The 14,616-nt window shown below is 43.8% G+C and carries 11 protein-coding genes; 8 read left to right on the top strand and 3 right to left on the bottom strand.

Annotation, left to right across the window (positions count from 1 at the left end; translation table 11 throughout):
- Positions 1-29 precede the first annotated feature (29 nt).
- Complete coding sequence (locus tag V6E90_RS11460) at positions 30-950, bottom strand: LysR family transcriptional regulator (protein WP_332605389.1); 921 nt, start codon at positions 948-950, stop codon at positions 30-32.
- A 96-nt stretch (positions 951-1,046) separates the two neighbouring features.
- Here V6E90_RS11460 and V6E90_RS11465 point away from each other — a divergent pair, with 96 nt between their 5' ends.
- From V6E90_RS11465 to V6E90_RS11475, 3 genes are all read left to right on the top strand, one after another.
- Positions 1,047-2,429 carry an aspartate aminotransferase family protein gene (locus V6E90_RS11465; protein ID WP_332605390.1) on the top strand — a complete coding sequence of 461 codons (1,383 nt, stop codon included), beginning with the start codon at positions 1,047-1,049 and terminating at the stop codon, positions 2,427-2,429.
- A gap of 61 nt (positions 2,430-2,490) precedes the next feature.
- Complete coding sequence (locus V6E90_RS11470) at positions 2,491-4,053, top strand: CoA-acylating methylmalonate-semialdehyde dehydrogenase (RefSeq protein ID WP_332605391.1); 1,563 nt, start codon at positions 2,491-2,493, stop codon at positions 4,051-4,053.
- Between the two features lie 98 nt (positions 4,054-4,151).
- Positions 4,152-5,543: an amino acid permease gene (locus V6E90_RS11475; RefSeq protein WP_332605392.1), complete on the top strand. Its 1,392-nt coding sequence runs from the start codon at positions 4,152-4,154 to the stop codon at positions 5,541-5,543.
- Positions 5,544-5,576: 33 nt separating this feature from the next.
- Here V6E90_RS11475 and V6E90_RS11480 read toward each other — a convergent pair whose 3' ends face one another.
- Positions 5,577-6,437 carry an EamA family transporter gene (locus V6E90_RS11480; protein ID WP_332605584.1) on the bottom strand — a complete coding sequence of 287 codons (861 nt, stop codon included), beginning with the start codon at positions 6,435-6,437 and terminating at the stop codon, positions 5,577-5,579.
- 120 nt (positions 6,438-6,557) lie between these two features.
- On the opposite strand from V6E90_RS11480, the gene V6E90_RS11485 reads away from it, so the two are divergent.
- Positions 6,558-7,025, top strand: coding sequence for an Lrp/AsnC family transcriptional regulator (locus V6E90_RS11485; RefSeq protein WP_332605393.1), 468 nt, complete (start codon positions 6,558-6,560; stop codon positions 7,023-7,025).
- Between the two features lie 90 nt (positions 7,026-7,115).
- Here the strand turns inward: V6E90_RS11485 and pdxR are convergent, their stop codons facing one another.
- Positions 7,116-8,624 (bottom strand): MocR-like pyridoxine biosynthesis transcription factor PdxR, encoded by a 1,509-nt coding sequence (gene pdxR / locus V6E90_RS11490; protein WP_065342874.1) that lies wholly within the window; start codon positions 8,622-8,624, stop codon positions 7,116-7,118.
- Positions 8,625-8,785: 161 nt separating this feature from the next.
- Here pdxR and V6E90_RS11495 point away from each other — a divergent pair, with 161 nt between their 5' ends.
- From V6E90_RS11495 to V6E90_RS11510, 4 genes are all read left to right on the top strand, one after another.
- A complete protein-coding gene (locus V6E90_RS11495; protein ID WP_016541056.1) occupies positions 8,786-10,096 on the top strand; it encodes a 4-aminobutyrate--2-oxoglutarate transaminase in 1,311 nt (436 codons plus the stop codon).
- Positions 10,093-11,541, top strand: coding sequence for an NAD-dependent succinate-semialdehyde dehydrogenase (locus tag V6E90_RS11500; protein ID WP_332605394.1), 1,449 nt, complete (start codon positions 10,093-10,095; stop codon positions 11,539-11,541). The genes V6E90_RS11495 and V6E90_RS11500 overlap by 4 nt, the downstream gene beginning before the upstream one ends.
- 248 nt (positions 11,542-11,789) lie before the next feature.
- Positions 11,790-13,505 (top strand): amidohydrolase, encoded by a 1,716-nt coding sequence (locus V6E90_RS11505; protein WP_332605395.1) that lies wholly within the window; start codon positions 11,790-11,792, stop codon positions 13,503-13,505.
- Between the two features lie 190 nt (positions 13,506-13,695).
- Entirely contained in the window at positions 13,696-14,451 is a 756-nt protein-coding gene (locus V6E90_RS11510) for a TorF family putative porin (RefSeq protein WP_065342870.1), read from the top strand.
- The last annotated feature ends 165 nt before the right edge of the window (positions 14,452-14,616 follow it).

Below are 14,616 nucleotides of genomic sequence, written 5' to 3' on the forward strand. Positions count from 1 at the left end.
ACGCATCGACTTTTGTATTCTAGTCTGAGTTAAGTCAACGGCATGATTCGGGTTTTTAGGATCTCCATAAAGGTTTTCAAAATCATATTGTAGTTTTTGCCTTTATGGGTGATCAGGCAGATCGGGGTACTGTAATGCATTACGTCCTGCAAAATAGGCTGCATAAAACCATCTTCTACCCATTTTTTTGCATAATGATCGGGTAAAAAACCCAGAAATTTACCTGTTAAGATCAGAAAGGCGATGCCTTCACGGTCACTGGCAGTGGCCGAACAATCAAGCAGTTGGTGCAATTTCGCCGCTTCTGCTGTTGTTGCATAATTGGGTAATACTGCTTGCCAGTTTTTTAAATCCGCAGTGTGAATATCACCTAAATGTTGAAACAGCGGGTGATTTTTACCGCAGTAGAGCAAAGACTTTTCGCTATATAAATCAAAATAATCTAAGCCAGACAATGGGGTGACGAGGGGAATGGCACCTGCATGTAAGCGATTGTCTAAGACACGACATTCAATATCCGACAAGGTGCTCATACTGATATTAATCACCACTTCGGTATTTTCTTCGGCCAGCACAGCAAGCGTATTGGTGATATAGGCACTGGGCATGGTGACCAAGTTATTAATAATCCCAATATTAAACTCACCTTTGAGTTGATTGTGCATTTGATTGATCTTGGCACGAAAGTCTTCAATCGAAGCATTCAATACTTCAATATATTCTAGAATTTCTCGGCCTTCATCGGTCAGGGCGAAGCCTGCTCGACCTCGTTGGCATAACCGAATTCCGAGCCGATTTTCTAGATCACTCATGTGCAGACTAATTGCTGAACGACTGATGCCAAGCATACTTTCAGCAGAGCTAAAGCTGTGGCAGTCACACACCGTTTTAAAAATTTTAAGAAGTTTTATATCAAAATCAGTCACTTGATTTAATTTTTTCGGTTTCATTTAGTTTTGCTTTTTTATATCTAAACTCAAGATAATTTGAATTTATCAAAACTATATCGCGCTGTACACTCCAACAATAACCCCAAAACAAGAAGAGTGATTATGTTTGATATCGACACCACAAATGACCGTGATGATGCATTGGAAGCAAGTCCGTCAGAGGTCCCAATGCGCTTAAATTACCAAGCACATTGGATGCCGTTTACCGCCAATCGTAACTTTCATCAAGATCCACGCATCATCGTGGCGGCCAAAGGTTCATCTTTAATTGACAGTACAGGACGTGAGATTTATGACTCTCTGTCAGGTTTGTGGACCTGCGGTGCAGGGCATAGCCTACCTGAAATCCAGCAAGCGGTAACGCGCCAATTGGCAAAACTGGATTATTCACCTGCCTTCCAATTCGGACATCCATTATCATTTCAATTGGCTGAAAAAGTTGTGCAGCACATGCCTGAAAAACTCCAGCATGTTTTCTTTACCGATTCGGGTTCTGAGTCAGCAGATACTGCGATCAAAATGGCGCGGGCGTATTGGCGGATTAAAGGCCAACCAAGCAAAACCAAGCTGATTGGACGGGCGCGTGGCTACCATGGTGTCAACGTGGCTGGCACCAGCCTAGGTGGGATTGGTGGCAATCGTAAAATGTTTGGTCAATTGATGGATGTCGATCATTTACCGCATACCTTACAACCGCATCTAAGCTTTAGCAAAGGCTGTGCCGAAACGGGTGGAGTTGAGCTGGCTGATGAAATGCTCAAACTGATTGAGCTACATGATGCATCCAATATTGCCGCCGTGATCGTTGAACCTGTTTCGGGTTCAGCAGGTTGTATTGTGCCACCGACAGGTTATTTAAAACGTCTCAGAGAAATCTGTGATCAACACAATATCCTGCTGATCTTTGATGAGGTGATTACGGGCTTTGGCCGAATGGGCACATGGACAGCGGCTGAATATTTTGGTGTGACGCCTGATTTACTCACATTTGCCAAACAAATTACAAATGGTGCCATTCCATTAGGGGGCGTTGTCGCAAGCCACGAAATCTATGATGCCTTTATGCAACAAGACTTGCCTGAACATGCGGTTGAGTTTACTCACGGTTATACCTATTCAGGGCATCCCGTTGCCTGTGCCGCTGCTTTAGCCACATTAGATGTACTGGAACAACAGAACCTGATCACTCAATCTGCGGCCTTAGCCCCAAGTCTTGAAAAACTGATACATGAATTAAAAGGTGCGCCGAATGTGATTGATATTCGCAACTGCGGTTTGATTGGTGCATTGCAACTGGCGCCGCGAGATGGCGATGCCACCATTCGTGGTTTTGAAATGGGGATGAAGTTGTGGAAAGCCGGTTTCTATGTGCGTTTTGGCGGAGACACTATTCAGTTTGGTCCAATGTTCAATAGCACCGAAGCGCAATTATCACGGTTGATCAATGCTGTGGGTGAAACCCTTTATCAAGTGAAATAAAGCTTGGGTGGGGACTTGCCAAAAGCAAATGGAAAATAAGACACAGAGACAAGGAATACAAATGAATAATTTAGAACATTTTAATGCCAATGCGTTCAGCGATACCGATTCAGCTCAAACTCCAGCCACTCATTTGATTGGGCATTTTATCCAAGGTGGTTTGGTCACCAAATCCAACCGAAAACAAGCGGTTTATAATCCAGCAACGGGTGAGATTAGCAAAGAAGTAGCCTTGGCGGATACACAGTTGGTGAATCAGGTGGTGCAGATTGCAGAGCAGGCATTCCCTGCATGGCGCGATACGCCGGTGATCAAACGTGCGCGGGTGATGTTTAAGTTCAAACAATTGCTTGAAGAGAATGCTGAAACATTGTGTGAATTGATTGGGCAGGAGCATGGCAAGATTTGCCATGATGCCAAAGGTGAATTACAACGTGGCATTGAAAATGTGGAATATGCCTGTGGCGCACCTGAGTTTTTAAAAGGCGAGTATTCTAAAAATGTTGGCCCAGATATTGATTCTTGGAGTGAGTTTCAACCTTTAGGTGTGGTTGCAGGGATTACCCCTTTTAATTTCCCTGCAATGGTGCCGTTGTGGATGTTCCCAATGGCGATTGTGTGTGGTAATTGCTTTATTTTAAAACCCTCTGAGAAGGCGCCTTCAGCCGCACTCTATTTGGCTGAATTACTTAAACAGGCGGGTTTGCCCGATGGGGTGTTTAATGTGGTCAATGGCGACAAAGAAGCCGTCGATGCCTTACTACATCATCCTAAGATCCAAGCCATCAGTTTCGTCGGTTCAACCCCAATTGCGGAATATATTTATCGAACAGCGACCTCGACAGGAAAACGCTGTCAGGCCTTAGGCGGTGCAAAAAACCATGCCATCATTATGCCCGATGCCGATATTGATAATGTGGTGACCTCTTTACTCGGTGCCGCCTTTGGTTCATCGGGTGAACGTTGTATGGCCTTGTCCGTTGCGGTGGCCATTGGTGATGAAGTGGCCGATGTGGTGATTGCCAAGCTTAAACAAGAGATGCAGCAATTGAAGTTTGGACATTATGCCGATGCCAGTAATGACTTCGGACCGCTCATTTCGCAAGCACATAAACAGAAGGTACAAGCTTATATCCAAAGTGCCGAGCAACAAGGTGCTAAAATTGTGGTGGATGGACGTGACGCCAAAGCCGTCGGTTATGAACATGGATTCTTTGTCGGGCCGACCTTGATTGATCAAATTTCAGCAGAGATGACCAGCTATCAACAAGAAATTTTTGGGCCTGTATTACAGGTGATTCGTGTCGAAACCATGCAAGAAGCCATGCAGTTGATTAATGATCATGAATATGGTAATGGCACCTGTATTTACACCCGCGATGGTGAAGCCGCGCGCTATTTCACCAATAACATCCAAGTGGGCATGGTCGGGGTGAATGTGCCATTACCAGTTCCTGTTGCTTATCACAGTTTTGGTGGCTGGAAACGTTCACTGTTTGGTGATCTGTATGCCTATGGGCCAGATGGTGTGCGTTTTTATACCCGCCGTAAAACCATCACGCAACGTTGGCCATCTGCACAGATTCGTGAAGCCAAACAATTTGCTATGCCAACTTTAAATTAATTTTTGTTGGAGGGAAGACCGTTGGTTTTCCCTTTTTATTTTTGTAGGAATTGAAACATGTAATTAACGGTTTTATAAGTATTTTTAAGGAATAAAATATGAATAGTGATAAAACAACAAAATTAGGTGAAGGACTTTCTAACCGCCATGTCACGATGATTAGTATTGGTGGTGTTATTGGTGCAGGTTTATTTGTCGGTTCATCTGCTGCAATTGCCAAAGCAGGTCCCGCTGCGGTATTGGCTTATATTATTACCAGTATTCTGGTTTTTTTAGTCATGCGTATGCTCGGTGAAATGGCCGTTGCACAGCCTGACACAGGTTCATTTTCGACTTATGCGCGTAAAGCGATCGGTCCTTGGGCAGGGTTTAGTGTGGGTTGGCTGTATTGGTGGTTTTGGGTGTTGGTGATTCCAATTGAAGCCATTGCAGGTGCCGAAATTTTACATGCTTGGTTTCCACAGGTATCCAGTGCCATTTACGCTTTCGCATTTATTATCTTACTCAGTTTGGCCAACTTCTTTAGCACCAAAAGTTTTGGCGAGTTTGAGTTTTGGTTTGCGCTGATTAAAGTGATTGCGATCTTGGTGTTTATTGTGATTGGTGCATCCGCCGTGTTTGGACTGTGGCCTTTAGCCAAAGATGTCAGTGGTGTGGGTCATCTCTTTTCCAATGGCGGCTTTATGCCTTATGGCATGGGCGGTGTTCTATCTGCGATTTTAATCTCTGCATTTTCCTTCTTTGGTATTGAAATTCTTTCGATTGCTGCGGCAGAGTCTAAAAATCCTGAAGAGAAAATCAAACGCGCGACCAATTTGGTCCTGTATCGAATCATTCTATTTTTCGTAGTTTCAATTTTTCTGGCGGTTGCCTTGGTGGATTGGCGTTCACCCGATTTACAAAAATTAGGGACATTTCAGTATGTCTTGGTCAGTCTGAATATTCCTCAAACCAAGTTAATTATGGACACTGTGGTATTTATTGCAGTGGCGAGTTGTATGAATGCGGCTGTTTATACCTCTTCACGGATGCTATTTGCTTTGGGTGCTCGTCAAGAAGCACCGAAAATGGTCACGAAAATTAATGCAGCAGGTGTGCCAACCATCGCAGTATTTGCATCGACATTGATTGGATTAATTTGTTGTGCAGTGAATTATTTGTTTCCTGGACAAGTATTTGGATTTCTACTCTCGACTACAGGTTCGATTGCATTGGTGGTTTACTTGGTGATTGCAGTATCACAACTCTGTTTGCGCACCCAATTAGATAAAGTTGGGGCTGCTGTGCCTTTTAAAATGTGGTTATTTCCGTGGCTGACTTGGTTTGTGATTGTGGTGATCATGAGCGTGCTGGGCTATATGTTCCTGTCACCTCAATATAGCTATGAAACCACTTTATCTTTAAGTGTCACCTTCATTGTCGTGATCTGTGGACTGATCGTGACCCGAAAGAAGAAAAGTAATCGAACAGTCGCACTACATCTAGACTGATCAAACATCATCATAAGGCCTATGCTTTGAAGTTTAGGCCTTATTACTTTTATAGGAAAAATAGGAGCAGCCCGCGCACGAGAGCATGATGATGGCAATGCCCGTGATTTGATATAGATTGAGGTGTTCTTTTAAGATCAACCAACCTGCAAGGGCACTGACCGCAGGAGAGGCACTCAGTAAAATTCCAAACACTTTCGGTTCGAGTTTTTTCATGGCAAAGATATCCAGTAAGAACGGAATGGTACTGGAAAGCAGCGATACCAAAACACAGAGCAGTAAAATCCAATAAGAATGAAATAGCTGATTCAGATCAGAAATACCAAAGGGTAGTGCAAATAGAGTTGCCACCAACATGCCAATCGCTACTGTATTGCTGCCGCCTTTTGCGACTTTCGTACCGAAAATGATATATAAGCCCCAACATAATGCTGCGGCAAGCGCATAAAGCATGCCGATATAACTAAAATGCTGATTGACACTGCCCAAAGGTAATAACATCAGACCGATAAATGACAAGACGCCCCAAAGTAAATCCTGTTTCTGTTTTGACATGACAATGGCAACGGTGAGTGGACCCAAGACTTCAATTGAAATGGCAATGCCAATCGACAAATGGGAAAAGGCCTTATAGATCAAAAGATTCATGAGACTCAGAATCAGTCCATAAATGATCAGATTCTTCCATTCCATTTGGGGAGGAAAGCTGCGCCAAGGTTTGAAGATCATCCAGAGCAACAGCGCTGAAAAACTTAAACGAATCAGGGCAACCCCTTCAGCGCCAAAGATGGGAAATAGGGTTTTCGCAATCGCAGCCCCAATTTGTACTGATGCAAGTGATAGACATGCTGCAGCCAAGGCCAGTTCTTGTTTCTTTTGAGCAGAAGCATGCATATCGATGACCCATAGAGTAATCATGAGATTTTAATTCTAGAACGATGATGAAATTGTGCTAATTGATTGAGCTGAATGAGTGATTCACTCTATTATTGGAAAAATATGAGGAATTAATTCATGGCTGAGCTATCACTTGATCATTTTGATTATGCAATTTTAAGATTGTTACAGCAGGACAATAAAAGCTCACATCGGCAGATTTCGGAGCAGATCGGGCTGTCTCAAGCATCGATACAACGGCGTATTGTTCGAATGGAACAGGAATCCATTATCGAAAAAAATTGTGCAGTACTGAATCCAAAGCGATTTGGAGAAAAGGTGACTTCGATTATTGAAGTGCGTCTTGCTGAAGATCGTTCTGTGGTGATGGATCGGGCTAAACAATACTTTGCAACAGTGGATGAAATTCAGCAATGCTATTTCGTCAATGTTGGGGTATCTTTTATCATCATTATGATTTCAAATAATTTATCGCATTTTGAAGCTTTGGTGAGAAAGCATTTTGCAGATAATCAAGATGTCAAAACCTATCGGACTTTAATCGTTTTAGATCGGGTCAAAGTCAGTTTAGATCTTTGCTTTTAGTTTGGAATATATCAATGAATAAGCTTCACTTGGTTTAGCGATGGGTCAAGAAAAGACGTACGCCCTAAACCAAGTGTTATTCTGCTCTAATCAACGGCTCTGGGGGAAAAGCTCAAGACCATTTTCAATCAGACATTGACGTAAAATACTAAAAGCAAAAGTCATATCCTGTTCCTGAACACAGGCAAATCCAAGCAATAGGCCCGATTGAATTGGGGTATCGACCCCTGAATAATATTGTGACAATGGGCGAACATTGACCCCGCGCGAAAGTGCGAGTGCAGATATTTCAACATCATTGGCGTGATCAGGTAATTTGAGTACCAGATGCAGCCCCGCATCATGATTAAATTCATGGACAAACACATCGCCCAGATAACGGTGAATCAGTTCAATCAGAAATTTACGTCTTTTACTATACAGTAGGCGCATCCGGCGGATATGCGCTGCATAATGTCCTTCACGAATAAATTCGGCTAAGGCGCGTTGAGTAAGTAAGTGACCGCCTCGATACAGTTCAGCCGAAATCGTTCGTAAGGGCTGTACCAATTGTTTTGGAACCACCATATAGCCAATGCGCAAGGCGGGGTAAATGGTTTTACTAAAGGTTCCAATATAAATGACGGGTGGATTTTCTTCCAAACCTTGTAAGGAAGGATAAGGCTGACCTGAAAAACGGAACTCACTGTCATAGTCATCTTCAATAATCCAGCTACCATGCTGTTTAGCCAAATCCAGCAATTTTCTTCGTCTAGATAAACTGAGATGCGAACCTAAAGGATATTGATGAGAGGGGGTGACGAAAATCAGGCGAGGTGGGGTAGACGGATGTTCTTCTGGAATAATGCCTTCGGCATCGACAGGCATCGGAATAATATTGAGGCCATTGATACGCAGAATATTCTTGGCACCCCAATAGCCTGGATTTTCAATCCAGACATGATCATTTAAATCACATAAAGCCCGTGACACCAGATCCACTGCCTGATGGATGCCTTCTGTAATAATAATCTGGTCGGTTTCACAATTGACGGAACGCGCAATTCGTAAATAATCGGCCAGTGCATGGCGTAATTCCGCGCATCCTCCTGCATTGCTGTAGATCAAATTGGCAATTTCAGGCTGGCGACTTAAGCGTGATTTGATCCGATTAAATTCGGCATGTGGAAATTCGGTGACATCAGGCGCACCGGGTACAAAGGCACCCCACTGATAAGGGGATGCGGCTGCATGTTGAAGTAAACTTGCGCCACGATGAGAAAGTGTCTGTGTAGTCTCTTCTTTGGTTGCAGCAGCATAAGTGAGTGTTGTGCTGACCTGAATATAGCTCTCAGGGAGTGTTTCGGATACCCAAGTACCTCGACCGGTATGCGCTTGAATATAACCTTCAGCACGTAATTGTTCATAGGCATTGAGTACGGTATTCCGTGAAACATGCAGCTCATTGGCCAAATCACGTGATGCAGGAAGACGAGTATTCGGCGCAAGAATGCCTTCCAAAATGGCAGCTCTTAAACAATGAAAAACCCGAGCGGGTAAAGTCCCTTCACTGGCCTGTTGTAAATGCTGCAACAGGTAGTCTCCTAACAGGGTACGCAATTGGCTCTCTCCTTTAGTCCAAAAGTGGCTCTCGTCTATTCCTTATAAAAGGTACACATTAAGTACCCATAGCGCATTTTAGCCTTGTTTCAGCAATACATTGCCATGAAGCAATTTAAATGCCCAAAAAGATGATTGTTTTGTCGTATAGAGGTAACAAAATGGATGCAAAGCATATTGCAATAAATGCTCGTAAACAGCAAGCAACGCCACGTGGTGTTGGCGTGATGTGCCAATGGTATGCTGAACGTGCGAGCAATGCGACTTTGTGGGATACGGAAGGAAACGAATATATTGATTTTGCTGGTGGAATTGCCGTTTTAAATACGGGGCATCGCCATCCAAAAGTCATCGCAGCGGTGGCTGAACAACTGAATAAATTTACCCATACGGCGTATCAAATTGTACCGTATGAAAGTTATGTGTCTTTGGCTGAGCGAATCAATGCCCGTGCACCGATTGAAGGTCCTGCGAAAACAGCATTCTTTACCACAGGCGCAGAAGCGGTTGAAAACGCAGTGAAGATTGCACGAGCAGCAACAGGCCGTCATGGCATTATCACTTTTGGTGGCGGTTTCCACGGCCGTACGTTTATGACTATGGCCATGACAGGCAAAACAGCTCCTTATAAACGTGACTTTGGTGTCATGACAGCAGGTGTATTCCATGCCCGTTATCCAGTTGCGTCTAAAGGAATCAGTGTTGAAGATGCACTGATTAGCTTAGAAGAAATTTTTAGTGAAGATATTGCGGCGCATGATGTGGCAGCTATTGTGCTCGAGCCTGTCCAAGGTGAGGGCGGATTCAACGTTGCACCAGTTGAATTTATGCAACAACTGCGCAAGATTTGTGATGAGCACGGCATTCTTTTAATTGCGGATGAAGTGCAAACCGGTTTTGCCCGTACTGGCCAATTGTTTGCCATGCAACATTATCCAGTTAAAGCCGATTTAATTACCATGGCGAAGAGCTTGGGCGGTGGTTTCCCACTTTCAGGTGTGGTTGGTCGTGCCGAAGTAATGGATGCACCGAATCCAGGTGGTTTAGGCGGTACTTATGCAGGTAACCCGCTTGCCATTGCTGCAGCCAATGCCGTGATTGATGTGATTGAAGAGGAGCAATTGTGTCAACGTGCCAATAGCTTGGGTGAAGAACTCGTGACCATGCTAAAAGCGGCACAAAAATATTCAAACGATATTATTGATATTCGTGCATTGGGTTCGATGGTGGCGGTTGAGTTTGGTGATCATGTCACGGGACAACCGAAACCAGAAGTGGCGAAAGCGATTCAGCAATATGCGATGGATCAGGGTTTATTGCTTTTAACCTGTGGTAAGCATGGCAACGTGATTCGTTTCTTGTATCCATTGACGATTCCTGTGGTTCAGTTCAATCAAGCGCTGGTGATTATCCAGGATGCAATTGCAGCGCAACAGCCTGCACTGCAAAAGCTCGCAGGAGCTGAAGCATGATTGATATCAACTTGCAGGCGCTATTAAAGCATCCAGATATTCGTTTTGATGCAGCGCCAACTGAAGATTATTTTGTAGTGGACGATGCAGCGACAGGACAAGCTTTGGCTTGGGTCAAAGCCTCTGACCAAGCAGAGGTTGAAGCAGCGATTGCACGTTCAGCCATCGCTCAAGCCCAATGGCAGCAGCAAACTGCTTTGGCGCGTGCTGATATTTTGTTGGCATGGCATCAGTTGATCTTGCAACAGCGTGAAGGCTTAGCCCAGATTCTCACGGCAGAACAAGGTAAGTCACTCGCGGAAGCGCGTGGAGAAATTGCTTATGCAGCCTCGTTCATTCGTTGGTTTGCAGAGCAGGCGCGTCGTGTCGATGGTTCTGTGTTAACGCCTGTTCAATCACAACAGCGCTTGATTGTAATTAAGCAAGCGATTGGGGTTACTGCAGCGATTACGCCGTGGAATTTCCCTGCAGCAATGATCACCCGAAAAATTGCACCAGCTTTGGCGGTGGGGTGTTCGATGTTGGTTAAACCTGCGGAACAAACCCCATTAACCGCTTATGCTTTAGCGGTACTGGCAGAGCAGGCAGGCTTACCCGCTGATCTATTTATTTTAATCAGTGGTGATGCGGTTGCGGTCGGGCAAACCCTATGTGCCAGTGATACGGTGCGTAAACTCAGCTTTACCGGTTCAACCGATGTCGGTCGTATTCTGATGAAACAATGTGCGCCCACCATCAAAAAGCTTTCTTTAGAGCTGGGTGGCAATGCGCCTGTGATTATTTTTGATGATGCAGATGTTGAGCGTGCCGTGCAAGGGATTATGGTCAGCAAGTTCCGTAACAGTGGTCAAACCTGTGTCTGTGCCAATCGGATCTATGTGCAAGCTGGGATTTATGACACGATTTGTGAGCGCTTAAAAATAGCAGTTGAACAGCAACTTCGTGTTGGTGACGGGCGTGAAGAAGGTGTAACCCAAGGCCCATTGATTGACCAAGATGCAGTTGAGAAAGTGCAATCACATATTGCTGATGCGGTGAGTCAAGGTGCTTCAATTGTGGTCGGTGGTCAGCCGCATGCATTGGGGAAAACCTTCTTTGAACCGACCATCTTAAGAGATGTCACTCAGCAGATGAAAGTTGCCAAAGAAGAAACTTTTGGTCCATTAGCACCGTTGTTCCGTTTCAATGATGAAGCTGAAGCCGTTGCGATGGCCAATGACACCGAATTTGGCTTGGCGAGTTATATCTTTACCCAAGACATGGCACGCCAATGGCGGGTAGGTGAAGCACTGCAATATGGGATGGTCGGGGTGAATACAGGATTGATTTCTAATGAAGTCGCACCTTTTGGTGGAATTAAACAGTCTGGCTTAGGGCGTGAAGGTTCACAATTTGGGATTGAGGAATATCTGGAACTGAAATATATGTGTGTCGATATTTCTTAATGTAAATGGTTGATGGTCTGAACGAGCGTACTCCTTTCTTCAGACCTTTTTATCCATAAAGCACTTCAGAGATGAGGTGCTTTTTACTTGGAAAATTTTAACTAATTCGGGAAAGATCCATTGCATCTCGATATACGTTTTTATTGAAATGGTACCTATGTTTTCAGCCAAATTGGTTCTCGGTTTTATTGCAAAAGTACGGACAATAAAAATACAAAAATGATCATGGATAATGGAATAAAGGACTTATGAAAAAGAAACTGTTGTTGTGTGTGAGTGCTTCGATGATTGCTTTCAGTGTGCATGCACAAATGCCGCAAGCAGATGTGATTGTGGTGAATGCAGATATTCGCACTTCAAACCCAGCAAAGCCTACAGCACAGGCCTTTGCCGTAAAAGACGGTAAGTTTTTGGCCGTTGGCAATAATGCATTTATCCAAAATTTGGCAAGTCCCAAAACACAGGTGATTGATGCACAGGGTAAAACAGTCCTTCCAGGTTTGACCGATGCACATACCCATCTGTTGGGTGGTTTGGAACTGTGGGAAGGTGTGGATCTGTTTGGGATCACGGATCGACAAGAATGGTTTAAATTGATTGCCAAACGAGATAAAGAACTGGCCAAAGATGCGTGGTTGGTCGGTGGACGTTGGGATGTCAGCGCGATGAAAGACAATCGCATGCCAACACGTCAGGAGTTGGATGCCATTGTTCCTGATCGACCTGTGGTGTTACAGGATATCGATTACCATACCGTCTGGGTCAACAGCAAGGCGATGCAATTGCTGGGGATTGATAAAAATACCAAAGCACCAGAAGGTGGTGAAATTGTCAAAGACCCACAAACAGGCGAGCCGACAGGAATTTTTAAAGAAACGGCAGCCAATCAACTGGTATTAGCAAGCCCTCAATATACAAAAGCATTACTCTCAGGCAAAGCGGCACTTCCAGTGGTTGAAAAAATCGTTGCTCATTTTAACAGCTTGGGAATCACCTCCGTGCATGATATGTGGGCTGAACTCGCTACAGTATATCCAGCTTTGCTTGAGTCACCGAAACAGTTGCCGATGCGGATTCGTTTTGGATTAATGGCTGGTGAAGATCAGGCAACGCTGGCACAACTGCAAAGCTATGCCAAACAACGGGATCAACTCAATCAACGTTTTATCCAAAAAGAGCAGCAGTGGCGGAAAGGACCGCAGTTCCGTTTTGGTTATATGAAGTATTTTGTTGATGGTACGCTAATGAGCTATACCGCTGCACTGAATGAACCTTATGCAGATCGACACCATTTCAACATCGAGCCTATTACTTCGCAGCCAAAATTGAATGACATCGTGAAAAATGCCAACGACGTGGGCTTTCCTGTGGCGATCCATGCCATCGGTGACAAAAGTGTGGATATGGCATTGAATGCGATTGAAAACAGTCCGAAACATCGCCAACTGATCAATCGGATTGAACATATTGAAGTCACCACTAAAACGGCAATCCCTCGCTTTGCTGAATTAGGCGTTGTCGCTTCCATGCAGCCAGACCATGCGATTGCTGGTAATTATCAGGAGTCACGTCTCGGTGAAGCACGCATGCCATATAGCTATGCGTGGCAGTCGTTATTGAGTAGTGGTGCGTCGATGGTGTTGGGCAGCGACTGGCCAACGGCCCCTGAAAATCCAATGCTACAGTTAAGTGATGTCGTGTTCCGCGAATATAATGGCAAGACGCGTTATAGCGATAATGCCTTGAGTTTAGATGAAGCCTTGTATGCCTATACCCAAGCACCCGCCAATGTCGCAGGCTGGGGCAATGAAATTGGCAGTATTAGTGTAGGAAAATGGGCTGATTTTGTGGTTTTACAAGGGGCTTTGCAAACGCCATTAAATAAAGACATTAAAGACTGGAAAGTGGCTCAAACTTGGTTTGCGGGAGAAAAAGTTTATGACGGCAAGCTGAACAGTAAATAATAAATTGAGTGAAATAAAAAAGCCTGCGGGCTTTTTTATTTTTAGTGATTTGATTTTAAATCATGGCTAAATGCATTTTGGTTAAAAAGTAAATGGTTCCTATATTTTTATTTAAATTGGTTCTCGGTTTTATTTCAAAATTAAAGACAATAAAAATTCAAAAATAATCATGTACTAATGGAATAAGTGAATGATAAAAAATACAGTGCTGCTAGGGATTTTCACATCGGCAATATTCTCAACAATTAATGTGCAAGCCGCAGAACAGAAGGCATTTAAAGATCAATTTGCGGTCAGTGGTTCAATGGCATTTTTAACGGAATACTACTGGCGTGGCACAACTCAGACGCAGAGTAAGCCTGCCGTTCAGGGAACGTTAAGAGCAGATCATGATTCAGGTTTATACGCACAACTCTTTGCTTCGAATATACAACTTGATATCGGAAGCAGCATCGAATTCGACTATTACCTTGGCTATGATTACCACTTCAATGATCACTTAAGGCTGAATTTACAGTACTTAGATGTCAATTATCCTGGTGCAGACAAAGCTTTGCCACAGGTCGATTTTGAAGAATATTCAATTGGGCTATTTACATCAGGGCTGTTAAATCAACAAGATGAACTGAATCTTTCATTTTATTATTCGCCAGACTATACCCTTGAAACAGGCAAGATGCTGCGTTATGAAGTCGGTTACCGTTATCCTGTTGCTGATCAATGGAATGCTTATGCACAAGCCGCCTATAACCGATTTGCAAGCAATGAAGCCTACGAGCTGCTGTGGGCGACTGATGAAAAGAAACATTTTTATGATTATAAAGTAGGTGTCGATTTTAATTATCAAGATTTTATTTTTGATCTGTATTATGCCGATGCCAATGTGAATAAGGCCTTGAAAAATGCCGATTCAACTGTGGTGTTTAGCTTGACCAGAATATTCTAATTATTGCAATCAGTCTTATCATTGATTCCAAGCTAGCCATTTTATAAAAATGGTTAAGACATGCACAGTCTGCAATTGATTGAGCTTGTTGAAAGCAAAATATTGCATGTTTATTTTATATAATGAACTTATGGCAAAGAAAAAGCCCCCATCATTTCGATGAGG

This window comes from Acinetobacter sp. ESBL14, assembly GCF_036668815.1.
GTDB classification, from domain to species: Bacteria; Pseudomonadota; Gammaproteobacteria; order Pseudomonadales; family Moraxellaceae; genus Acinetobacter; species Acinetobacter gyllenbergii.

What these genes read in the sequence shown, in the direction of transcription:
- V6E90_RS11510 (WP_065342870.1), top strand. Translation starts at nt 13,696, where the DNA reads ATGATAAAAAATACAGTGCTGCTAGGGATTTTCACATCGGCAATATTC.
- V6E90_RS11470 (WP_332605391.1), top strand. Translation starts at nt 2,491, where the DNA reads ATGAATAATTTAGAACATTTTAATGCCAATGCGTTCAGCGATACCGAT.
- V6E90_RS11505 (WP_332605395.1), top strand. Translation starts at nt 11,790, where the DNA reads ATGAAAAAGAAACTGTTGTTGTGTGTGAGTGCTTCGATGATTGCTTTC.
- V6E90_RS11460 (WP_332605389.1), bottom strand. Translation starts at nt 950, where the DNA reads ATGAAACCGAAAAAATTAAATCAAGTGACTGATTTTGATATAAAACTT.
- V6E90_RS11485 (WP_332605393.1), top strand. Translation starts at nt 6,558, where the DNA reads ATGGCTGAGCTATCACTTGATCATTTTGATTATGCAATTTTAAGATTG.
- V6E90_RS11475 (WP_332605392.1), top strand. Translation starts at nt 4,152, where the DNA reads ATGAATAGTGATAAAACAACAAAATTAGGTGAAGGACTTTCTAACCGC.
- V6E90_RS11495 (WP_016541056.1), top strand. Translation starts at nt 8,786, where the DNA reads ATGGATGCAAAGCATATTGCAATAAATGCTCGTAAACAGCAAGCAACG.
- V6E90_RS11500 (WP_332605394.1), top strand. Translation starts at nt 10,093, where the DNA reads ATGATTGATATCAACTTGCAGGCGCTATTAAAGCATCCAGATATTCGT.
- V6E90_RS11480 (WP_332605584.1), bottom strand. Translation starts at nt 6,437, where the DNA reads ATGCATGCTTCTGCTCAAAAGAAACAAGAACTGGCCTTGGCTGCAGCA.